This window comes from Gemmatimonadota bacterium (assembly GCA_040882465.1).
Lineage (GTDB): Bacteria > Gemmatimonadota > Gemmatimonadetes > Longimicrobiales > Gaopeijiaceae > JBBEBG01.
The window spans coordinates 138873-159089 of the sequence record JBBEBG010000026.1 but is presented as its reverse complement, the minus strand read 5'-3'; the positions used below and the strand labels follow the sequence as shown (position 1 = coordinate 159089).

The window sequence follows — 20217 nt, the reverse complement described above, 5'->3', positions numbered from 1 at the left end:
GGCTCCAACTATGCCCGCCTGGCCGTGGCTACGTTCCCTTCGCGCCGAGGTCACGGTCGATGTGGCGAGACGTCCTGATCACGATGCGTCGGTTGGCCAGGCGACCGGGGTTCACCCTGGCCGCCGTGGCGACTCTCGCCGTGGGCATCGGCGCGACCACGGCGATCTTCAGTACGGTCAATGCGACCCTCCTTCGGCCGCTCCCCTTTCCCGATGCCGACGACCTGTACTTTCTGGGGTCACGGCTGGTGGATGGCCGTTATACCACGGGTCGCGACCGCGTTTCCGGTGCCCACGTCCACGCGATCAACGACCAGGCGCGAACGGTACGGCATGCAGTCGCCTACGGGGTGAGCCGAACGGCCGTCATTCCGGAGGGCGGCGCTCCCCGCGACGTCATGATCGGGCACGTGAGCGAGGGCTTCTTCGATCTCTTCGCGGCGCCGATGGGCGCCGGACGTGCGTTCGTCCCCGAGGACCACATTCCGGAAGTTCGCGAACAGACGGTGGCCGGCCCGGGCGGGGAATCCCGGACGGTGATGGTCACCGTCGCCCCGTCCGTCGCGATCCTGTCGGACGGACTCTGGAGCGAGCTCTTCGCTCGGGATCCGACGATCGTGGACCGGACGATTCGGCTGAGGGGACGATCCGTCACGGTGCTAGGGGTCGCCCCACCCGAGCTTGAATTTCCCCTGGGCGCCGACCTGTGGCTGCCGTTCGCCTTGCCCGACGCCGTTCTCATTGCCTACAACGGATTTCTTCGCGCGAATCCGGGCGCGTCCCAGGAACAGATCGAGGCGGAGCTGGCCGCCATCGCGTTCGGATTGGAGGAGCGATTTCCGAGTTTCGCGGATCGGGTCTATGCAATCCTCCCTCTCAACGAGCTGCTGGTCGGCGACCTCGCGCCGATTCTGCTCGTGGTCCTCGGCGGAGCGCTGGTGCTCCTGGTCCTCGGAAGTGTGAACGTCGCGACGTTGCTCCTCGCGAAGGGCCAGCGGCAGGCCACGGAGATGGGAGTGCGCCTGGCCCTGGGATCGGACCGGGCCAGGATCATGCGGCGGTTCCTCGGCGAATCCTTACTCCTCGCCTCCGCCGGGACGATCGTGGGACTTCTGCTGGCCTTCGTGGGAGTTCGCATCCTGGTCGCGTGGGGAGGGTCCGATCTCCCCCGCATGGACCAGGTTCCCCTCGATTGGCGCGTCCTCGCCTTCTGCGTCGCGGTGCTCACCGGCGCCACTGTCCTCGTTGGACTCCTTCCGGCCCTTCGGTTGTCGGCTCCGGACCTCCGCGGGCTTCTCAGTGAAAGCGGTCGCTCCGCGTCCGGTGGTCAGGGATCGCGGCGGATCATGAATGCGCTGGTCGTCGCGGAGATTTCGCTCGCCATCACACTCGTGGCCGGCGCGGGCTGGCTCGTGCGGAGCTATCTGAACCTGTCGTCCATGGATCTCGGGTTTGCGACGGAGGGTCGCCTGCTGGTGGATCCGATGCTTCCGGACGACCAGGCGGCCGTGCAGAATTGGATGGCCGCCGCGCCGGAGCGCCTCCGCTCCTTGAACGTCGTCTCCCGCCTGGGCGCGTCGAGCGCCCTTCCGCTCCGTCCGTACTACGATTCAGGCTGGTACGTGGCGGTTCCCGGGGACGACTACGATGTGAACCGTCAGAACGTGGCCATTCGAACCGCGGTGAGCCCGGGATTCTTCGAGGCGATGGGCACTCGCTTGCTCGCCGGCCGCATGCTCACGGAAGAGGACCGACCCCCGCCTAGGGTAACGAGGACCGACCCCACCTCCGGCCAGCCGGAGTCGGGAACGATCGATCGGGAGACTGGTGAATTTCGACCGGGTCCGGCGGATTTCGGCCTGCCGCGGGTGGTGGTCAACCGGGCGTTCGCGGAGTCTTACCTCGCCGGCCGTGATCCCGTCGGAGTCCTATTCGGCTTCGGAGCGCCCGTCGTGGACTTCGACAATCTGCAGGAGATTGTCGGCGTGGTTGAAAACATCCAATACCGCTCGCTCAGGGACGTGCCCACACCCGTGTGGTACGTGCCGACCGCTCTCGCCGCGCGGGGCTGGATCATCGAGACGACGCTGGCGGATCCGACGGATGCTATTCCGACGATTCGGGCCGCACTGGCTCAGGTAGATCCCGCGATCCGGGTCGATATCATCCCGCTCTCGGAGTTACTCTCCGACGCCATGTGGCGTCACCGGCTCGGGCTCGTCCTCATGAGCCTTTTTGCCGCCGTTTCCCTGGCACTCGCGGCGATCGGAATCTTCGGCGTCGTCGCGCACTCGACGGCGCAGCGACGGAGGGAACTCGCCACGATGATCGCCCTCGGGGCGACCCCGGGGAAGGTCGTGGCCATCCTGCTCTCCCAGGCCTGGGTCCTATCCGTCGCCGGAATCATCCTGGGGTTGGCGGCGGCCTATGTTGGAGGCCGTGTCGTCACGAACCGGTTCCATCAAGTTCGCGCCGACGATCCCGCGATCCTCATCGGGGCGGTGATGGCGGTGATGACGGTGACGCTGGTCGCTTTTTTGCTTCCGGCCCTTCGTGCCGCGCGCATCCGCCCGGCGGAGGTCTTGAAGGGCGATTGAGGACTGACGTCCTCGTACGGGAAGAGCGGTCGCCGGCCCAAAAGAGACTTAGATGGTGACCCCCGCGGCCCGCTCCGCTTCTCGCGCAGCCTCTTCCCCGGCCTCGACGTCCACTCGGGTCAGGAGGAAGGCGCCGACGATGAAAAAGAGGATGATCGCGAGGATTCCGAAGCGTGCCTCACCGGTGATCGCGGCGATCCCGGCCATCACGAGTGTCCCGATGCTCCCCGAGAACCGGTCCATCACGCCGAAGAACCCAAAAAACTCACCCGACTTGTGGCGCGGGATGAGCCGGGCGAAGAGGGAGCGCGACAGTGCCTGGGCCCCCCCCTGGACCATCCCCACCATCACCGCGAGCGCGAGAAAGTGGGTCGCGGTCGTCATCAGGAACCCGACGAGCGTGATTCCCATGTAAACGACGAGGGCGATCAGCACGGCCGGTTTGGCGCCGATCCGTCCCGCGATCGCTCCGAACAAAAAAGCGAAGGGGACACCGACGATCTGCGTGATCAGGATCGCCGCGATCAGGGACTGCGTTCCGATCCCGAGCTCGCCGCCGTAGATCGCGGCCATCCGGATGATCGTTCCAATCCCGTCGCTGTATATGAGGAAGGCGAGGAGCATGAGGAAGGCCTGCTTGTAGCTCCTCAGCTCCCTGAAGGTCTCTCCGAGGCGAATGAGCGCCGCCCCGATCGGATTGGTGCGCGCCTTCTCGTCTGCCTCGAGCCGCCGGGGAGGCTCGGGCACCCGCCGGAATAGGGGGATCGCAAAAATCACCCACCACACGGCCGCGGAAAGTAGGGCGAGCCGCACCGGAAGCGTCGCCTGCGACGGGGAGAGTCCTTCGCCCGAGGGAAGTCCGAAGGCACCCGGGGCGAAAATCCAGGCCAGATTGAGTCCCAGCAGGATCGCACCCCCCAGGTACCCGAGGCCAAAACCCGAGGTGGAGACGCGGTCCATCTCTTGATTCTCGGCGACGTGGGGGAGGAGCGAGTCGTAGAAGACGAAGCTCCCGGCCAGCCCGACGTTCGCGAGCATGAAGAGGGCGATCCCGAGCCCCCAGTCGCCCTCCTGGACCCAGAACATGCCTGCCACGGCGAGGACCCCGATCGCCATGAGGGCGGCGAGCATCCGCTTCTTGATCGCAGAAAAGTCCGCGATGGCGCCGAGCACCGGGGAGACGACCCCGATCGAGATGACTGCGAGGGAGGTGGCCGTGCCGAAGATCGAGAGGGCGAGCGGAAGCTCGGCCGCGACGACACTTCGGAAGTACAGGGGAAAGACGGCGGCGACGACGGTCGTCATGACCGCCGAGTTCGCGAAGTCGTACATCGCCCACGCGCGTAACTCGGGGCGATGCAGCCCAAATCGCTCGAGCCGTGAAGGGCGGCTGTCCTCGGTCATGCGGAAGGAGTCTGACGGCGCTCGCCCCGGCGCGCCAGGGCGCTCTTCAGTCCCCCCCGTTTCCTCCCAGGAGAGCTCTTACCGCGGGTGGGGGCTCGAGGGCGGCCGGATCCACCGTGTTGATCTCCACTGAACTGAGCACGATTTCGAGCGTCTGCCCCGCGGAGCTCTGCGACATTCTTCCGGGGAGGAGCATTCCCTCTACGTCCCGGTAGTCGAAATAAAGCATGGTCGCCTGAATGGTGCCCATCGGGGACACCTGTGTCTCCTCGGAAGCCACCAGGAGGCCCGTTTCTTGCGAATAACAGTCGAAGGACTCCCTTCCCGACGCCCACTGGAGGCGGACTTTCCAACAACCCTGGCCGCCGTAGGTGGCCGCCTCGACAGTCTCGCGCACGGGGATCAGGTCCGAGTCGCGGAGCATGGCGCGCCAGTTGGCGTTGTCCCGCGCCGTCGCGAGCTCTTCTCCCTCCATGATCGTCGAACCGATGAGAGGATTCGACGTCCAGCCGTTTTCCCCGTCGTATCCGGTCAGGATTTCGCCCATTCCCGGCAATGAGATGGCCATGCGAAAGCGGTTCGGGGTGGCGGTCAGGATCTCGAAGGTTCCCTGAATTCCGAGACCCGAGATCGAGACGCTCCCGCTCTGCCGCATGGAAGAGGGCGCAAGATGCGCTTCGCGGCCGCCAATCGCTTCGACGTAGTCCTCGATCAACTCGTCCGCCGCGGGGAGCTGCTGCGCGGATGCCGGGAGCGCAAAGGCGGCGAGAATCGGGAGGAGGACCCAGCTGCCGGACTTCTTGTTCATGGTCGAGTTTCCTTGAGGGGGGAAGCGCGGCCCGGTCAATCCGGGTGCGACGCGATCCATTGGAAGGCCTCGCGCAGAGCCGAATCCTCCCCCGCGAGAAGGGCCTCGCGGGTCAGAGGGACGATGACATCCGGGGTGACGCCGGCGCCCTCCAACCGTGAGCCGTCCGACGCCGTGAAGTCGGCGACCGCATGCAGGAGACGGTCACCGTTCGGAAGCGCGGTGACGAGAGCGGGAAGGGCCTGTCCCGCTGTCGTCTCGCCGAAGACGCGTGCCCGCCCCAGGGCCTGCATCCCCCCCGCGAACACCTCGGAGGTGCTCGCCGTCAGCGGATCCACGAGGATCGCGAAAGGGCCGCTGAAAGGTTCGACGCGCGTCCCGTCCCCCGTGACGCGTTGAGGGTTCACGACGAAGCGGAGGGTCGCTTCCCGCATGCGCATTTCCCCGAGACTCAGTGGCTCGTCGAGGAAATGGCCGCCCACCCCCATCACGAGGGCGGCCAGCCCGCCCGGATTTCCGCGAAGGTCCAACACGATTCCGTCGACGTCCCGAAGGTCTCCCATCGCGGTTGCGAGAGCGGGGACGATGGCCGGGAACCAAGCGGAGAGCCGGATGACCCCGGCTTCGCCGCCCCCCGGGAGCGTCTCGATCCGATGGGTCGATTCCATCCGGAGCGGAGGGAGGTTTCCGAGGCGAACTTCCTCGCCCGGAGGAGCGGCGCGTTCGAGTGTGACGCTGCGCTCCTCGTTCGATCCGTCACGCAGATGCACGGTCACCTCCGAGCCCTGGGCTCCCGCGAGGCGCGCACGTGCGGAAATCGGGAACCAAAGCCCGATGTAGCGCTCCACGTTCTCGTCGGGGGCACCCTCGCTGACCCAGGAGGCGAGAGTGTCCATGGACAGCTCGTCGATCCCGTCCAGAATCCATCCGGGCCGAACGCCTCCCCCTTCGGCCGGGCTACCCGCGCGTACGCGCGAAACGACCAGCTCATCCCCCACCCGGCGAAGATCGAGTCCCGGTTCGGCATCCCCAGCGGCGGCGGGGAGGTCGAAGGCTGCCGCCGAAGGCCCCGGGATGATGCTGAAGTGTGACTCTCCCAGGCGGGAAAGCATCTCGGTGAGCACATCCCTCAACTCGGAGGAGGAGTAGGCGGCGACCGCGCGCGGCCGAAGCTCCGCCCGCACGCCGTCCCAGTCGAGTCCGCGCATTCCCGGGTCGTAATACGTGTCGCGGACCCGCGTCCAGGCGGAATCGAAGGTGGCCGCGGCGAGGGCGGGGTCGAGGGCCCCAGGTCCCTGCGCCTCGACCGGGGGGGCGAGGAGAAGGGGGACGGCGAGGGACAGGGCGCAGGCCCGGACCCAGGCACGGCCCAGCATTGCTCGCGGGAGGTTCATCGCATTCTGCCGGGCCGGACCGTCGCTTGGGGGGACGCCATGCAGGTTCCCGGAAAGATACAGCGTTCACGCGGCATGGGTCCGGCCCCACGACTTCCCGACAGATGCCCGGGTCTCGCTCGCGTGCCGCTTTCAGAAGCTCTCACTGGTCCGCACCAGACCCCGGGGGTACCATTAAAAGGGGTGTCCAGCTGCGGCGGCAGAGCGCCCCGCCGGTCTGGTCCCTCGCCCAAGGGAAAGGAGCGCGTTCCCCGTGTCCAAGCCGGCATCCCGCGATCTGGCCGACCTCACCGACGAGGAACTGGACCGCTACATCCTGACGCGCCTGGAGATTGTCGGGGTGGATCTCTCCGTTCTGCCGGAAGAGGACGAGTTGGCGCCCGCCGACCGGATCCGGGTCCTCCGGGCCGCGCGCAGCTTCCTGCGTTCCACCGTTCCCGCGATCGCGGAGCTTCGCATCCAGCCCGAGGACGCGCTCCCGGCGCTCTTTCCGACAGCGCTCCTGGGTCCCGAGGGAAGGGGTCCCGATGCTCGGTAGGCGGAAGCGAGAGGGCGAGGACCTGGACCGCGAACCTCCCCAGGACGAACGCCTCGATCGTCGCGCCTTCCTCACGAGGATGAGCGTGGTCGCGGCCGGAGCCGCGGTCGGGCAGCTTCCTCCCCTCTCCCTGACGGGTGCCCGGCCAGGGGCCCCTCGCGCGGGGCGCTTGGACACCTCGGATTTTTTCGGGGCCGCCGCGCCTGCAAGCGCGGGGCTCCAGGCGGCCGAGCCCGCCGAGCTCACCATCCGCGAAGCGGGAGCCCTCTTTCGGGCCCGTGAACTCTCGCCCACCGAGCTCGCGGCCGACTGCCTCGCGCGCATCGAACGGTGGGACGGCGTCTACATGGCCTTTAACGCGGTACCGGCGGATGCCGTGCGCGAGCGGGCACTCGAGCTCGATGGCCTCCAGCCCCGTGGGCTCCTCCACGGAATTCCGCTCGCGATCAAGGACAATTTCTACACGCGCGGCGTCCCGACGACGGCGAACTCCTGGATCTACCAGGACTTCGTGCCCGCCTTCGACGCGACGGCCGTGGAGCGCCTTACGGCGGCGGGCGGAATCGTCCTTGGAAAAACGCAGATGGGCCCGCTCGCCACGACGCGCGCGCTCACCCCCGATGGGGAGATCACGACGCTCAACGCGTGGGTGACGCACGACTCGGAGGTGAGCCCGGGCGGCTCGTCGAGTGGCACCGCCACGGCCGTGTCCGCACGGATGGCGCCGGCCGGAATCGGAACGCAGACTGGAGGCTCGATCACCTCGCCCTCGCTCGCGCAGGGGCTCACCGGGCTCAAGCCCACTCTAGGCCGGGTCTCGCTGCGAGGTGTGATCCCCCTCAGTTATTCGAGGGACCATGCGGGCCCGCTCGCGCGCGACGCGGCGGACGCCGCACTTCTCCTCCAGGCGATGGCCGGACCCGACCCGGCGGATCTTCGAACCCTCGGCCTTCCGCCCGTCCCGGACTACCTGGCCGCCGCGACGCCTGTCGAGGGGGACCGCGGCATGGAGCTTCGGTGGCCCACGCGCGTTGGCGTGCCCGAGGGTTGGGTCGGGGCGGGAGGAGACGAAGTGCAGGCGGACCGGGAGAGCTTCCTCTTGGCACTCGAGGCCATCGGCGGCGAGCTCGTTGAGATCGCGCTTCCTCCCGAATGGGAGGGGCTCACCTCGTCCGCCATGAACGCCGTCCGACTACCGGAGCGGAGCGAGATCTTCCTGGAGACGCTTCGGCGCGATGTCCGGCTGTTCGGCGTCGCCCTTTCTCCCTGGATCAACGGGCTCCTCCTCTCGGGGGACGAGTTCCTGAAGGGTCAACGGGCGCGGGTGGCCCTCCTCGGGCTCGTGCTCGATCGCGTCTTTTCGTCTTGCGACGTCGTCCTCCAGTCCGGGGCCGGTCCGATGGACATGGTCGGCCTTCCCCTCATCGCCTTCCCGATCGGAATGCGCGAGCGGTCCGGAGTCGCCGCACCGCACGGCGTCCTGGCGGCAGGCCTTCCTTTCGGAGAGGAGCGGTTACTCGCCCTGGCGAGCGCGTGGCAAGCCGTCACCGATTGGCACCGCCAGCGGCCGCTCCGTCTTTCCGAAGAGGAGCAGGCCCGGGCTCGGCCCACCGCCGAAAAGAGTCGGGGACGCCTCGGCGCCGGAGCCGTCGCCGAGCTCGCCGAGTAGTGCCAAAGGTTCGTCCGCCGGACCGTCAACGCGCGGGACCATCCCCGCGACTCCCACGGGTCTCCTCCGAATCCGCGTCGAGCACGGCGCTGCGCCGGCACTCGGGGCAGATCCACCAGGTGCGCGTTCGCACGTAAGCGACCTCCCGGCTCTGCACGACGGGACGCGACAGGAGGGACGTCCGACACCTCGGGCATTCAAGCGGGCGGCCGTATCGCGCGGAGGCGTGCAACTCCGCGAGTTCGTCCTTCGAATAGACTGCCTCCCGGCTCATGAGACTTTCTCCAATGGATCCCTCCGCGCCGTTGCATTTCTCAAGACGTTGTCACAGCGGGGATTAGAGGCCAAGACCGAGGTGTTGCGCCGCTCGCTCGAAGCGCGGCGAGTTCCGCGAGGGCCCTCATGTGTTTCCGTGCGATCCCCTTGAAATCCAGTGTTGGAGCGGGTTTCCGGTCATCCCTTCCCTTGACGCTCCCGGGGTCGCGCCTTACCCTTCCCTTCACTGCTTCCGGTCGGGATCGTGGCTTCGGCCGTCGCGTCCAGAGTGGTTCAGTCCCCTTCACCATCTTGCACGAGGAGTGACCCTGATGAACAAATCCGAGCTCGTGGACGCACTCGCCAGTGCCACCGGAATGACGAAGGCCGACGCCGGGCGCGCCGTTGATGCCCTTTTCGCCGCCGACAGTGGCGTGATCGCCAAGGCGCTGAAGAAGGGGAAGAAGGTCCAGATCACCGGCTTCGGCACTTTCGAAGTGAAGCAGCGGAAGGCCCGGACCGGCCGGAATCCCCGCACCGGCCAGACCATCCGGATCGCCGCCACGAGGACCCCTGGCTTCCGTTCCGGGAAGGGCCTGAAAGACGCCGTGAAGTGAGCCCGGAGTAGGTTCGGAGGGGCTTCCTCCGGACGATGGGGGCCACGTTCCCGCCGCACGGGATCGTGGCCCCTTCGCCGTTCCGGCGCTGAAGCACGACCCTCGCGCCCGCCGCCCCTTCCCCCAGGTCTCAGCGTTTTGGTGTGCTCCCGCCGGATCCGAAGGGAGGGCCTCCGCGACGCGCTCCTCCCCCCTGTTTCCGCCCAGGGGCCCCCCCCCCGCGCGATCTTGCTTCACCACGGTCGAAGTCCGCGCGCACGCTCCGCCCGCGGATCGACGTTCCGTTCAGGGCGCGAATCACCTGGTCGGCCACCCCTTCGTGCACTTCGACGCGCGAATAGGTGTCCTTCAGGTCTATGCGGCCAATCTGATCGCCGGCGATTCCCGACTCGCCAATGATCGCGCCGAGGAGGTCGCCCGCCCCGATTCCGTCGCGCTCGCCGACGCTGAGGAAGAGGCGGACCCAAGCCTGCGGACGCGGACCGACGCGCGCTTCTCCGGGCGCCGCTTCGGCCGGGCCCGCCGCGGCGCCGACGGGCCCGGGCGGTCCCTTCTCACGCAGGAGGAGGGAGAGGGCGGCCGCGACTTCGGCGGCTTCCCAGCGTTCGATCAGTGGCTCGAGAAGAAGATGCTGAGGGAGGAGATCTCCACTTTCGAGCGTTCGCTCGACCCGTGCGAGGAAGTCCCCCGCCGCTTCGCGGAGCTCCTTCCGCCGGGAGGTGAAAGGCTGGAGCACGTATCCGGCCTCCCGGGCCGTCCTGCGGAGGTGCGGGAGCTCCCTCGCGCGTGCGAGAACGACCCCCTGTCCGAGGGAACCGCCGTGCCTCCGGTCGAGATCGTCTGCGTCCATCGGGACGTCCGTGGACACGACGACGGTTCCCCTGACCTGGTCACTCTTTTCGCGGAGTGCTTCACGGACCTGGAGCGGATCCACCCCGAGCCAGACCGGCGAATCCGCTTCTCCCGCGGGGCCGGCCACGAAGCCGTGGAGCGCGAGGAAGTCGCCGACATCCGCCGCCCGGTCCGCGGAGCGCGCGAAGAGGAGAACGTGGGCGGCGCCTTCCTCGAAGAGCTCCGCGGCGAGCCGCGCGACCTCTTGCTCCCCCTCCCCCTCCACCGTCCGCACGCGGAGAGCGCCGCGATGGGGACCCGGGGACCCTTCGTCCGGCGACGCCGCATCGGACGGGATGTAAACGGCACGCCGAAGTTGTTGGTCCGCGAATCGGCGCACGGCCGGCGTGAACGGCTCGCTCGCAACGACGATCTGCCTTTCCCCGGTCCCAAGCTCCACAAGGATTGAAGGAGGGAGAGAGGACTCCATTCCCTCGAAGAAGGAAGATGCCCCGTCGAGGACGATGGCCTCCACCCGGTCGAGCTTCACCTGCGAGCCACGGATCGCGCGGTCCAGCTCCGCCGGCGTGGCGAAGAGGATCGTCGCTCGCTCCGGAAGGGCCCATGGTCCTCCGAGGGCCGCCACCCGGTGATCCGTTCCGGCGGCGATGCGCGCCAAGGAGAGAGCGAGCGCGCCGGACCGTGTTGCGCCGGTCGTAAGGACGAGGGCACGGGGGCCGGCCACATCCGGCTCCAGGCGGTCGAGGAGGGGGACGCCGAACGCGACGAGGATCCCCGACCCTGGGCCCGCGCGAAGGACCGCCGAGTTTCCGCGGCGCAGGACCGGAATCGCTTCGGCCTGTAAAGCGGTCGGGACCTCGATCCCTTCCGCCGCGAGTGCCTCCACAAGGGCGGGGGAAAGTCCGAGCTCTTCGAAGGTGTCCGGCCCGGTCATGGACGGACACCTCGGTTCACCGGGTCAGGTGACATCGCCGGCTCCGGGGCCTCCCCGATCTCCAACTTCGTAGGGAAGTCGATTGAGAAACTTCTGGATCTCGTAATCCATGCGGGAGGTCCGGAGCTGGTCCGTCTGCACCGTGACCTCGGTGTACAGCGAATGAGGATGCGCGGTCACGGTAACGGTGCCCTCCTTCCCGGAGTAGGTCGCACCGTGCTCGGACTCCTTCCTCCGCCCGAGGCCGATCCGTTCGGGAAGTACCTCGGCGGCGAGGTCGAGAACCTCACTCGTGGAGAGCACCGTCTTTCGCACGTAACCGGCCACACATCACCTCTCGCCAAAGGCGAGGCTCACAGTGTTTTGAAAAAAGCCGTCAGCTCGGCAGCGTCCTTGAACCCCGCCAGCTGCTTCCCGTTCGCCTGCAGGAGGGGAACGCCCCGAATCCCTTCGCGGAGCAATGCGGCGCGGATCTCGTCCATCCTCGGACCGAAGCGGTCCACACCGAGAACGGTTCGCACTTCCGCCGGATCGAACCCGCACTCCCCGCCCAGTCCGGCGAGGACATCCACGCGTCCGATGTCCATCCCTCGGACGAAATGGGCCTCGAAGAGTGTCTGGTGGACCCGTTCGAAGCAACCCTTCTCCGCGGCGAGAAGGGCGAGCTCGTGCGCTTTGCGGGACCAGGGAACGAAGGGAGGGGCACGAAACGGGATCCCCGCCCTGGCGGCCGCCTCTCCGACCGCCTCGATCAGGCCGGCCCACTCGGGCGTCCCGGGGTCCGGGCGGGAAGCTGGGGGCGGCCGGAGCTCGAGCGGCACCCATTCCACGGGTGACGACGCCACACGCGACCGCGGGACGCGGTCCAGCATCGCGGCCGCGAGATACGAGCCGGGGTCCACGTAGTCGAAGACGAAGCGAAGGGCTCCGCCTTCAAGCGGCCGATCTCGCCGTGTCACGTCTCCTCCCCGTGGGATCCCCGATGACCGCGCGCGGTCGCCCTTCCGGTTGCTCGCCTCCGGCCGCGCCTCGATATTACCACGCCGTTGCCCTCCCGCGCGCCGCCCGGGCCGGGCTTTTCCTCGCGGCCGATCCCTTCGCCCCCCGATATGAACTACAGCGACAACATTTCGCGACTTCAACCGTCCGCGACCATGGCCGTCAGCGCACTCGCCAAGAAACTCGCGGCGGAAGGGCGCGACATCATCGATCTGAGTGCCGGCGAGCCCGACTTCGACACGCCCGCCTGGATCTCCGATGCGGCGATCGCGGGAATCCGAGCCGGAAAAACGCGTTACACGCAGCCCCAGGGGATACCCGAGCTGCGGGCCGCGGTCGCGCGCGACCTCCTCTCGAACGCCGCTCCCGGGTGGAAGTTCTCCGGCGAAAACGTCGTAGTCGGGGCGGGAGCCAAGCAGGCCCTCTTCAACGTCTGTTTCGCGCTCTTCGGGCCGGGCGACGAGGTCCTGGTCGCCGCTCCATATTGGACGAGTTATCCGGACATCGTGGCGCTCGCTCGCGCCGAGCCGGCTTTCGTCACGGGTTCGGAGGAGCGGGACTACAAGCTGACGGTGGAAGACCTCGAAAAGGTGCGGACGCCGAGGACCCGCGGGCTCATCGTCTCGTCTCCTTCGAATCCGTCGGGCGCCGTGTATTCCCTGGAGGAGCTCCGCGCTGTCGCAGGATGGGCGCGCGGGCACGGGGTCTGGCTCCTCAGCGACGAGATCTACCGGCGCATTTATTTTGGAAGCGAAGGCGGTGCCGCGCCCGGGCTCCTCAGCCTCTCGCCCGAGGAGCTCGGCCCCTTCGTGATTCTGGACGGGGTCTCGAAGACCTTTGCCATGACGGGATGGCGCATCGGGTACATGCTCGGGGACGCGGGGCTCGCCGGAAAAGTGGGCGCACTCCAGAGCCAAACGACGTCGAATCCGGCGACCCCTTCGCAGGTGGCCGCTCTCGCGGCCCTGTCGAACCCGGAAAAGGCCGCCGCGTCCATCGCCGAGATGGTCGCCGCCTTCCGCCGCAGGCGAGATCTCGTCGTGAATCGCGTCAAGGAGAAGCTTCCGCACCTCTCCTTCGTTTATCCCGACGGCGCCTTTTACCTCTTCCTCAAGGTGTCGGCCGAATACGGCGAAAAGATGAAGGGCTCCCAGGCCTGGTGCGCCTCGGTCCTGGAGGGAACCGGTGTCGCCATGGTCCCCGGGTCCGCCTTCGGCGACGACCGGTACGCCAGGATGAGCTTCGCGACCTCGGACGACATCCTCGAGGAATCGGTCCGGAGACTCGCGGCCCGCTGAGAGCCATGGGATCGCCCGAGCCGGAGACCGCCGAAAGCTTCTTCTCCGCGTCGGCGGAGGCTTACGTTCGCGACCGCTTCGCGCCCGAAGACGACGCCCTTCGCCGCATCCGGCAAGTCATGGAGGCGGAGGGGCTCCCCACGATCCAGCTCCCGGCCGTCACCGCGCGAGCCGTGCAGCTCCTCCTCCGCATCGCCGAAGCACGCCGGGTCGTCGAGGTGGGGACGCTCGCGGGGTATTCGGCGCTCTGGATCGCGCGAGCGCTCCCCGACGAGTCGGATGGCGAGGCTGGCCTCGTCACCATCGAGGTGGATCCCGCACGAGCCGCGCTCGCCCGGAGGCTCCTCGCCGAAGCGGGGGTCGGGGGCCGCGTCGAGGTCCGCGAGGGCCCGGCGGACATTGTGCTCCGCAGCCTCGGTCCCGACGGATCGTTCGACGCGATCCTCCTCGACGCGGACAAGGAGGGGCTCCCTTCCTACGTCGTTGAAGCCCGGAGGCTCCTGCGCCCCGGAGGCCTCCTCCTGGTGGACAACGCGCTCTGGAGGGGACAGGTCCTGGATCCGGCCGTAACCGATCCCGCGACGGAGGCCATCCGACGGAGCCACGAGAACCTGCGGAGTGACCCGGCCTTCGACGCGACCCTTCTCCCCGTCGGCGACGGCCTTCTCGTTGCCCTTCGGAGGTAGCCGCGCCACGCCCGTGAGTCAGGAGATCGCCGAAGCCAGTCGCAGGATGCAGTGGCGAACGCGAGGGAGGTAGCCCTCCCCGAACAGCGCGAGGTGCATGAGGAGCGGGTAAAGCTGGTAGGCGTCGCGGCGGCGCTCCGGGTACCCGGCGGCGAGAGGGGCCAAAGCGAAATAGGCATCGAAGCTCCGTCCCGAGAACCCGCCGAAAAGCTCCATCATCGCGAGATCCACCTCACGATGCCCGCGATAGGCCGCGGGGTCCAGGAGGACCGGATCCCCCGATTCGTCCCAGAGGACATTCCCGCTCCAGAGGTCGCCGTGGAGGAGGGAAAGACCGTCGTCCTGCCAGCCCTCGAGCGCGACATGGATGGCGGAGAGCACCTGCTCGGCTCCCGCCCGCGTCTTTCGATCGAAGCCGTGCTCGAGCCTGGAGAGGAGGGGAAGGAGCCGGGAATCCCGCCAAAATGCCGGCCATTCCTGCTCCGGACCGTTCCGCTGCGGCAGCGTTCCGATCCACCCTTCCTCCTCCCACCCCGGCGCTCCCTTCGAGAGAGGTCGATGGAGGGTGGCGAGTCCCTCTCCCAGCCGCTCGGGAATCGCGCTCCCGGGAGCCCCGGGACGGACGAACTCGAGAAGGAGCCAACCTGCGGCGCCACTTTCCCCCGAGCTAAAACCCAAGACCTTCGGGACCCTCACCCCACCCCTTTCCGCGAGGGCGAGTAGCCCCCGGGCTTCCACCCCGAATCCGGTGAATACGCCCTCGCCCGACCACTTGAGAAAGGCCGCGGTTCCCTCCTCCGTCTCCACATGGGCCGCGCGGTGGACGCACCCTCCTCCGAGGGCCTGGACCCGGCGGAAGGGGCGCCCTGCGCCCCTTCCGCCGAGCGCCCGCGACGCCTCCTCGGCCACCTGGGCCGGGACTCCGCCCGCCCTCACCGCGCGCGTTCCGCCTCGAGATCCTCGAGAAGCCTCGCGCAGGACCGATACACCATTGCGAAAACCTTCTCGAACCCGTCCGGACCTCCGTAATACGGATCGGGGACCGACAGCTCTCCTTCCGCTTCGAGATCGAACTCGCGAAGGAGGGAGAGAAGTCCGGTACCTTCTCCCTTCGGCGAGATCCGGCGGAGCTCGCGCAAGTTGTCGCGGTCCATCGCGACGATCCGATCGAAGCTGCGGAAGTCACTGGGATCCACCTGCCGGGCCACTCCACTGAGGGCGATCCCGTGCCGCTCGGCCACTCCCACGGAGCGGGGATCCGGTGGCTCTCCTACGTGCCAGTGGCCGGTCCCCGCCGAGTCGGCTCGGTAGATCGCCTCCCTTCCCGCCTCCCGAACGAGGTGCGCGAACACACCTTCCGCGAGGGGAGAGCGGCAGATGTTGCCAAGGCAAACGAAGAGAACGCTCGTCGCTCTGGTCGGATCGCGGGACTCGGGCATGGTCGTTCGGGATCGGTTTCCGGAGGAGGCGCGGACCTGTGGTCGGGCGCCCATGCGGCCCCCGGGACGTGGGCGGATCGGGAGGAATCTCTTAAACTATCACCTGCAAGAACGACGGCGGCACCCCCACAAAGGCGGTACTTCTTGGGAGAGGGTGAAGGATTCACGGGCCTGGGTCTCTCGGCGGAGCGACTGGAGGCGGTCGAAGCCATCGGCTGGACCGTCCCCACCCCGATTCAGGCGAGGGCGATTCCGGCCGCACTCCTGGGCAAAGACCTGGTGGGGATCGCGCAGACCGGAACGGGGAAGACCGGAGCTTTCATCCTCCCTTCGCTCGACCGCGTGAGCTCCGGGGCGGGGCTCCAGATTCTCGTGCTCTGCCCCACGCGAGAGCTCGCCCAACAGGTTGCGGAGGACGCCAGGGAGCTCGCGCGGGGGAGCGATCTCCGGGTCGCGGACATCGTCGGCGGGGTGGGCTACGGGCCCCAGATCGATGCGCTGAAGGGGGGATACGAGATCCTCACGGCGACGCCGGGACGATTCAACGACCACCTGGACCGGGGCAACGTGGACCTCTCGAACCTGAAGGTCCTCGTCCTCGACGAAGCGGACCGCATGCTCGACATGGGATTCCGCCCCCAGATCGAATCGGTCCTGAGGAAGTCGCCGAAACAGCGCCAGAGTATGCTCTTTTCGGCCACGATGCCCCACGGTGTCCATGCGCTCGCGCTTCAGATCACTCGAGACGCGGAGTGGGTCGAGGCGACGCCCGAGGGGACAACCGCGGAGGGGATCGAGGAGCGGATCTACACGGTCAAGCCCGAGCACAAGCCCGAGTTGATCGTGAAGCTCCTCTCGGAGCCGGGGTGGGACCAGGTGCTGATCTTCACCCGCACGAAGGCCGGGGCGGAGGTCCTCCGCGGACGCCTCGAGAGCGACGGGATCGGAGTGGACACCATGCATTCCGACCGTCCCATGCAGCACCGTGTGCGCGCACTCGAGCGGTTCGCCTCGGGGAAGGTGCGCGTGCTGGTCGCCACGGACGTGGCCCAGCGGGGACTCGATGTGGAGGGGATCTCACACGTGGTGAACTTCGACGTCCCGACCGACCCCGAGGACTACGTGCACCGTATTGGGCGGACGGGTCGGGCCGGCGCGGTAGGGACTGCGGTGACCTTCGTCACGGGCGCCGACCTCGGGTACCTCCGCTCGATCGAGCTCCGCCTCGGGCGGACCCTCCCGCGCTTTTCGGTTGCCGAGTTCGACTACTCCGGTGGCGGGATGCGGGAGGAGCGCGCCCGCAACAAACACTCGCGATCGGGCCGCGGAATGGGGTCCCGATCCGCCCAGGATCTCTCCGACGAAGAGCTCTCGGCACTTCTCGACTTCAAGGACTGATCGGCATGCTCCTTCGACGGTACGGCACCTCTCTCCAGTCCGTCGTCACGGACTTCGACTCGAACGCGCTGAGCGAGATCGGCTTCCGAAGGGATCGAAACTTCTCCGTCCCTGCGGAAACCTTCGCGAAGGAATACGAAAAAGTCAGAGAAGAGTCGCTCGCCTCCGAATCCGACGGCCCGGTCCAGACCGAAGCCGAGGCGCTCCTTCTGGAGAGGCTGAAGGAGAAGATCGAGAGGCTCCTGGACGGGCTGGGGGCCGGAGAGGTCCTGGTCGTCGAGAGCGAGCAGGGGGTGGACTACCCGAAGGCTCGGGACAAAAAAGAGGGGATCATCGTCGACGGGGAAAACCGGATCTACTTCCGTTGGCGCGTCGACCCTCCCCTTCGGGTCGGAATCTACCGCCACAGGGGCCCGTGACGCAGCCGGACAAGCGGCATCGCGTCCCCGGCTTCACCCCGCGTTGGGTGGCCCGAGGAGACGTTGGGCTCGCCGTAGGCACGATCCTCCTTCCCCTGGTCTTCGCCGCGTGCACTTTCGAGCCGAGAGGCGGACCCGATACGACTCCCGCCGAGGAGGAGAATGAGGCCCTCGGAGGCGCACCCTCCGCCGAACTCTCCGAAGCGGCCGCCCTCCAAACGATCGAACATTTCAGGAACTCGGTCGCCGCCGGCGACCTTTCCCGGGCCCTCGCATTGGTGGACGGGGATGCCACCCTCGTGGATGCCTTGGTCGGGGAGGCATCGGAAGCGGCAACCAGGGGGGAGCTTCTCCTCGAGCTCCGCCGCCGGCATGCGGATGGGGTCACCCTCGAGCCCGTGGCGAGCCGGGCGACGCTTTTTTCCGGGGGAACGGCATTTCTCGTGACCCGTCTCGGGGTCTTCGAGCCCGGTCCCGACGGGGCGGCACGGATGGTCGGACAGATGCACGAAACCGTTCTTCTCATTGGATCATCCGAGGGATGGAGGATTCGAAATCTGCACCGCTCCTTCCTCCCCGGCGATCTCCTCCTCGACTCCCTGCGCATCTAACCTTTGAAACTCTACAGCATCCCCCTCGTAGGGGAATGTGAGTGAGGGGAATCACCCGGGCCCGGGTCCTCCGGCGTGGGTGAGGTGAGGGGAGATCCAGGGGGACTGTGAGAAGGAGACACGATGCTCAGACATACCAGCCGGAGATTCCAGAACCGGCATGAATATACCTACCCAGAGCTTTCGACTCGGGCGCCTCGGGTGACTCGGCGAATCGAGTTGGTCTCGGTCCGGAGTGCGCCGCGTTCCGGCGCGATAGCGGAGAGACTGGGCGCGGCACGGCGCTAACGCCCGATCGGTGACGCTCGATGGAGCGATCGGGGCCCGGCGGGGGAACTCGCCGGGTCCCTTTTTTGTCGCGGGACGACCCAGACGGTACGGACGGGCCGGAACGGGCCCGGCGCAGGCCGCGGGCGCCTATTCGGCGACGGCGACCCGGATTCGGCGGGCGAGATCGTGCCCGATCGTCTGGAGCGTCCCGCGTCGACCACCGACGCGGACCGTAATAGGTCCGTTGAAGGGTGCGCGCGCGTCAATGGAGAGGAGGACTCCGGGAAGGAGGCCGCGGGCCTCCAGGTACCGGAGGCGGTCCGAGTCCTCGTCCTGAACGGCCCGAATCTGGACACGACTCCCGACTGCCACGTCGGCGAGGTTCGGGTGGTCCGTCGCCTCCACATCCCCGCTCGGCGTGGGGATCGGCGCACCGTGCGGATCGTGGCGGGGGTGCTCGAGCGCGGCCGCCATGCGCTCGATCAGCGCGTCCGAGGCCGCGTGTTCGAGGCGCTCGGCTTCCTGGTGGACGTCGTCCCAAGAAAATCCGAGGCGCTGGCTCAGATAAGTCTCGAGAATCCGATGCCTGCGGATGATCCGAAGCGCTTCGCGGCTCCCTTCGGGGGTCAGATGGACCCCCCGGTAGGGGGCATGTTCGACGTATCCGAATTCCGCGAGCCTCTTGATCATCCCGCTCACGGAGGCGGGCTGTACTTCCAGGGCCGCCGCGATCTCGCTCGTGGAGGCGGCGGCTCCACTCTCGGAAAGGGCATAAATCGCCTTGAGGTAGTCTTCGACGGAGCGCGAAAGGCTGGGGCCTTCATCTTCGGCCATGCGTTGTCGTCCCGGAAGTGGCGCGAAACGGGCAGTCAATTTACCGCGCGGGGAATGGGGAGGCGAGCCGACCGGCATCTTTCTTGCCATTCTTGCCCTGGACCGCAATCCGCGCGAGCGGGATCCTTTCCCCCTGGAACCGGAGCCATTCCATGCAATTCGGAGCACGAATCCTTCGACAGGCTGGCCCTCGGGTCGCTCTGTCACTCGTTGCGCTTCTTGCCCTCCCACAAATCGCCGCGGGGCAGGGAGGGCTGCGACTCCTTCCCCAGGTCGGACTGTATACGCCGCTCACCGACCTCACGGAGGTTACCGATGGCGGGGAAAACCTCTTCGAGGCGGGAAAAAAGTCCTCCACGGTGGGGCTGGGACTCGCGCTGGAGCTCGGTAGCCTGAGGGCCCAAGTCAACTATGCCACGGCATCCGACGTTCCCATCAGCGGCGTCGGATGTGAAAGCTGCGATGCGAGGAGCACACTCCTGACCGCCACCGTGGGGTTGGTGCTTCACCCTCTCCCCCGGATCCTGTTTTTCCGCCCCAACCTTCTCGTGGGCGCCGGAGTGAAGCGCTACGACTTCGACCCGGGCCAGCTCACCGACGACGGGGATTGGAGCTCGGTCCTGGAGGACCAGACACGTTTCGCCGGTCAGTTGGGCGTCGGCCTCGAATTCGATCTGCTCGGCCTGGAGCCCCAGCTCGAGCTCTCCGCGTATCTCTCCCGCTTCGAGCCGGGCGAAGGACCCGAGGGCGCTGAGGAAAGCGACCTCCAAACGGACCTCTTCCTCATGCTCGCGATCCCGCTGGGCGGTTGACCCCCCGGGCGGGATCGGACACGCGACATGCGTCCCGTCGGACAGGAGAGCCGGAAGCAAATGTTTGGGTCCGGCCCTCCGGAGTTTTAGATTGGAGCCTTCGGAGGTGAGGTTTCCCTGGGTGAAGGAGGCCAACTTGAGCGATTCGGTGGCGGTCGACGCCAAACGGATCCTGCTCCGTTATGGAGTTCCGATCAGGATCCTGGACGACATCAAAGAAAAGGACCGTATCGCCTTCGCTCGCGTGATCAGCAAGACCCCGGTCCCCGACCGGGGGGAACGCCTCCTGGAGCTACTTGTCGAGCACAAGTTCCTCGACGCCGCAACGGCCGAGGAAGCCGCCAAGAGGTACCGGAAGGCCAAAAAGCGCTCGAAGAAGTAAC

At 67.5% G+C, this 20217-nt stretch carries 21 protein-coding genes; 11 read left to right on the top strand and 10 right to left on the bottom strand.

Annotation, left to right across the window (positions count from 1 at the left end; all coding sequences use genetic code 11):
• The first annotated feature begins 59 nt into the window (after positions 1 to 59).
• Positions 60 to 2597: an ADOP family duplicated permease gene (locus WEG36_08660; GenBank protein MEX1257675.1), complete on the top strand. Its 2538-nt coding sequence runs from the start codon at positions 60 to 62 to the stop codon at positions 2595 to 2597.
• Between the two features lie 48 nt (positions 2598 to 2645).
• Here the strand turns inward: WEG36_08660 and WEG36_08655 are convergent, their stop codons facing one another.
• From WEG36_08655 to WEG36_08645, 3 genes are read right to left on the bottom strand one after another with little or no spacing between them, the layout of a single operon-like run.
• On the bottom strand, positions 2646 to 4001 hold the full coding sequence (locus tag WEG36_08655; protein ID MEX1257674.1) for an MFS transporter: 1356 nt from the start codon (positions 3999 to 4001) through the stop codon (positions 2646 to 2648).
• A gap of 46 nt (positions 4002 to 4047) precedes the next feature.
• The gene (locus WEG36_08650) at positions 4048 to 4809 is read right to left on the bottom strand and encodes a hypothetical protein (GenBank protein ID MEX1257673.1); all 762 of its coding nucleotides are present in this window, start codon (positions 4807 to 4809) and stop codon (positions 4048 to 4050) included.
• 35 nt (positions 4810 to 4844) lie between these two features.
• Positions 4845 to 6203 (bottom strand): S41 family peptidase, encoded by a 1359-nt coding sequence (locus tag WEG36_08645; protein MEX1257672.1) that lies wholly within the window; start codon positions 6201 to 6203, stop codon positions 4845 to 4847.
• 253 nt (positions 6204 to 6456) lie between these two features.
• Between WEG36_08645 and WEG36_08640 the strand changes: the two genes are divergently transcribed.
• A complete protein-coding gene (locus WEG36_08640; protein MEX1257671.1) occupies positions 6457 to 6741 on the top strand; it encodes a hypothetical protein in 285 nt (94 codons plus the stop codon).
• The gene (locus WEG36_08635; protein MEX1257670.1) at positions 6731 to 8410 is read left to right on the top strand and encodes an amidase; all 1680 of its coding nucleotides are present in this window, start codon (positions 6731 to 6733) and stop codon (positions 8408 to 8410) included. The genes WEG36_08640 and WEG36_08635 overlap by 11 nt, the downstream gene beginning before the upstream one ends.
• Positions 8411 to 8435: 25 nt before the next feature.
• Here WEG36_08635 and WEG36_08630 read toward each other — a convergent pair whose 3' ends face one another.
• Positions 8436 to 8684, bottom strand: a complete 249-nt coding sequence (locus WEG36_08630; protein ID MEX1257669.1) for a hypothetical protein — start codon at positions 8682 to 8684, stop codon at positions 8436 to 8438.
• 313 nt (positions 8685 to 8997) lie between these two features.
• Here WEG36_08630 and WEG36_08625 point away from each other — a divergent pair, with 313 nt between their 5' ends.
• Positions 8998 to 9282: an HU family DNA-binding protein gene (locus WEG36_08625; protein ID MEX1257668.1), complete on the top strand. Its 285-nt coding sequence runs from the start codon at positions 8998 to 9000 to the stop codon at positions 9280 to 9282.
• 130 nt (positions 9283 to 9412) lie between these two features.
• Here WEG36_08625 and WEG36_08620 read toward each other — a convergent pair whose 3' ends face one another.
• The 3 genes from WEG36_08620 to WEG36_08610 are packed head-to-tail and all read right to left on the bottom strand — an operon-like array spanning position 9413 to position 12027.
• Positions 9413 to 11068: a DbpA RNA binding domain-containing protein gene (locus WEG36_08620; protein MEX1257667.1), complete on the bottom strand. Its 1656-nt coding sequence runs from the start codon at positions 11066 to 11068 to the stop codon at positions 9413 to 9415.
• Positions 11069 to 11092: 24 nt separating this feature from the next.
• Positions 11093 to 11395, bottom strand: a complete 303-nt coding sequence (locus WEG36_08615; protein MEX1257666.1) for a hypothetical protein — start codon at positions 11393 to 11395, stop codon at positions 11093 to 11095.
• Between the two features lie 26 nt (positions 11396 to 11421).
• Positions 11422 to 12027 (bottom strand): DsbA family protein, encoded by a 606-nt coding sequence (locus WEG36_08610; GenBank protein ID MEX1257665.1) that lies wholly within the window; start codon positions 12025 to 12027, stop codon positions 11422 to 11424.
• A gap of 195 nt (positions 12028 to 12222) precedes the next feature.
• On the opposite strand from WEG36_08610, the gene WEG36_08605 reads away from it, so the two are divergent.
• Positions 12223 to 13365, top strand: coding sequence for a pyridoxal phosphate-dependent aminotransferase (locus tag WEG36_08605; GenBank protein ID MEX1257664.1), 1143 nt, complete (start codon positions 12223 to 12225; stop codon positions 13363 to 13365).
• Between the two features lie 5 nt (positions 13366 to 13370).
• Positions 13371 to 14051, top strand: coding sequence for a class I SAM-dependent methyltransferase (locus tag WEG36_08600; protein MEX1257663.1), 681 nt, complete (start codon positions 13371 to 13373; stop codon positions 14049 to 14051).
• 18 nt (positions 14052 to 14069) lie between these two features.
• On the opposite strand, the gene WEG36_08595 is transcribed toward WEG36_08600, so the two are convergent.
• Both WEG36_08595 and WEG36_08590 read right to left on the bottom strand, forming a co-directional pair.
• Positions 14070 to 14987 carry a fructosamine kinase family protein gene (locus tag WEG36_08595; GenBank protein MEX1257662.1) on the bottom strand — a complete coding sequence of 306 codons (918 nt, stop codon included), beginning with the start codon at positions 14985 to 14987 and terminating at the stop codon, positions 14070 to 14072.
• On the bottom strand, positions 14984 to 15490 hold the full coding sequence (locus tag WEG36_08590; protein MEX1257661.1) for a low molecular weight protein-tyrosine-phosphatase: 507 nt from the start codon (positions 15488 to 15490) through the stop codon (positions 14984 to 14986). Before WEG36_08590 ends, WEG36_08595 begins: the two co-directional genes overlap by 4 nt.
• 144 nt (positions 15491 to 15634) lie before the next feature.
• Between WEG36_08590 and WEG36_08585 the strand changes: the two genes are divergently transcribed.
• From WEG36_08585 to WEG36_08575, 3 genes are read left to right on the top strand one after another with little or no spacing between them, the layout of a single operon-like run.
• Complete coding sequence (locus WEG36_08585) at positions 15635 to 16888, top strand: DEAD/DEAH box helicase (protein ID MEX1257660.1); 1254 nt, start codon at positions 15635 to 15637, stop codon at positions 16886 to 16888.
• Positions 16889 to 16893: 5 nt separating this feature from the next.
• Positions 16894 to 17307 carry a hypothetical protein gene (locus WEG36_08580; protein MEX1257659.1) on the top strand — a complete coding sequence of 138 codons (414 nt, stop codon included), beginning with the start codon at positions 16894 to 16896 and terminating at the stop codon, positions 17305 to 17307.
• Positions 17304 to 17918: a hypothetical protein gene (locus tag WEG36_08575; protein ID MEX1257658.1), complete on the top strand. Its 615-nt coding sequence runs from the start codon at positions 17304 to 17306 to the stop codon at positions 17916 to 17918. The genes WEG36_08580 and WEG36_08575 overlap by 4 nt, the downstream gene beginning before the upstream one ends.
• A gap of 417 nt (positions 17919 to 18335) precedes the next feature.
• Here the strand turns inward: WEG36_08575 and WEG36_08570 are convergent, their stop codons facing one another.
• Positions 18336 to 19022 (bottom strand): metal-dependent transcriptional regulator, encoded by a 687-nt coding sequence (locus WEG36_08570; GenBank protein MEX1257657.1) that lies wholly within the window; start codon positions 19020 to 19022, stop codon positions 18336 to 18338.
• 152 nt (positions 19023 to 19174) lie between these two features.
• Between WEG36_08570 and WEG36_08565 the strand changes: the two genes are divergently transcribed.
• Both WEG36_08565 and WEG36_08560 read left to right on the top strand, forming a co-directional pair.
• Positions 19175 to 19834 carry a hypothetical protein gene (locus WEG36_08565; protein MEX1257656.1) on the top strand — a complete coding sequence of 220 codons (660 nt, stop codon included), beginning with the start codon at positions 19175 to 19177 and terminating at the stop codon, positions 19832 to 19834.
• A gap of 91 nt (positions 19835 to 19925) precedes the next feature.
• Positions 19926 to 20216 (top strand): hypothetical protein, encoded by a 291-nt coding sequence (locus WEG36_08560; protein MEX1257655.1) that lies wholly within the window; start codon positions 19926 to 19928, stop codon positions 20214 to 20216.
• Position 20217: the final 1 nt, after the last annotated feature.

What these genes read in the sequence shown, in the direction of transcription:
- WEG36_08660 (MEX1257675.1), top strand. Translation starts at nt 60, where the DNA reads ATGTGGCGAGACGTCCTGATCACGATGCGTCGGTTGGCCAGGCGACCG.
- WEG36_08655 (MEX1257674.1), bottom strand. Translation starts at nt 4,001, where the DNA reads ATGACCGAGGACAGCCGCCCTTCACGGCTCGAGCGATTTGGGCTGCAT.
- WEG36_08650 (MEX1257673.1), bottom strand. Translation starts at nt 4,809, where the DNA reads ATGAACAAGAAGTCCGGCAGCTGGGTCCTCCTCCCGATTCTCGCCGCC.
- WEG36_08645 (MEX1257672.1), bottom strand. Translation starts at nt 6,203, where the DNA reads ATGAACCTCCCGCGAGCAATGCTGGGCCGTGCCTGGGTCCGGGCCTGC.
- WEG36_08635 (MEX1257670.1), top strand. Translation starts at nt 6,731, where the DNA reads ATGCTCGGTAGGCGGAAGCGAGAGGGCGAGGACCTGGACCGCGAACCT.
- WEG36_08630 (MEX1257669.1), bottom strand. Translation starts at nt 8,684, where the DNA reads ATGAGCCGGGAGGCAGTCTATTCGAAGGACGAACTCGCGGAGTTGCAC.
- WEG36_08625 (MEX1257668.1), top strand. Translation starts at nt 8,998, where the DNA reads ATGAACAAATCCGAGCTCGTGGACGCACTCGCCAGTGCCACCGGAATG.
- WEG36_08620 (MEX1257667.1), bottom strand. Translation starts at nt 11,068, where the DNA reads ATGACCGGGCCGGACACCTTCGAAGAGCTCGGACTTTCCCCCGCCCTT.
- WEG36_08605 (MEX1257664.1), top strand. Translation starts at nt 12,223, where the DNA reads ATGGCCGTCAGCGCACTCGCCAAGAAACTCGCGGCGGAAGGGCGCGAC.
- WEG36_08600 (MEX1257663.1), top strand. Translation starts at nt 13,371, where the DNA reads ATGGGATCGCCCGAGCCGGAGACCGCCGAAAGCTTCTTCTCCGCGTCG.
- WEG36_08590 (MEX1257661.1), bottom strand. Translation starts at nt 15,490, where the DNA reads ATGCCCGAGTCCCGCGATCCGACCAGAGCGACGAGCGTTCTCTTCGTT.
- WEG36_08580 (MEX1257659.1), top strand. Translation starts at nt 16,894, where the DNA reads ATGCTCCTTCGACGGTACGGCACCTCTCTCCAGTCCGTCGTCACGGAC.
- WEG36_08570 (MEX1257657.1), bottom strand. Translation starts at nt 19,022, where the DNA reads ATGGCCGAAGATGAAGGCCCCAGCCTTTCGCGCTCCGTCGAAGACTAC.
- WEG36_08565 (MEX1257656.1), top strand. Translation starts at nt 19,175, where the DNA reads ATGCAATTCGGAGCACGAATCCTTCGACAGGCTGGCCCTCGGGTCGCT.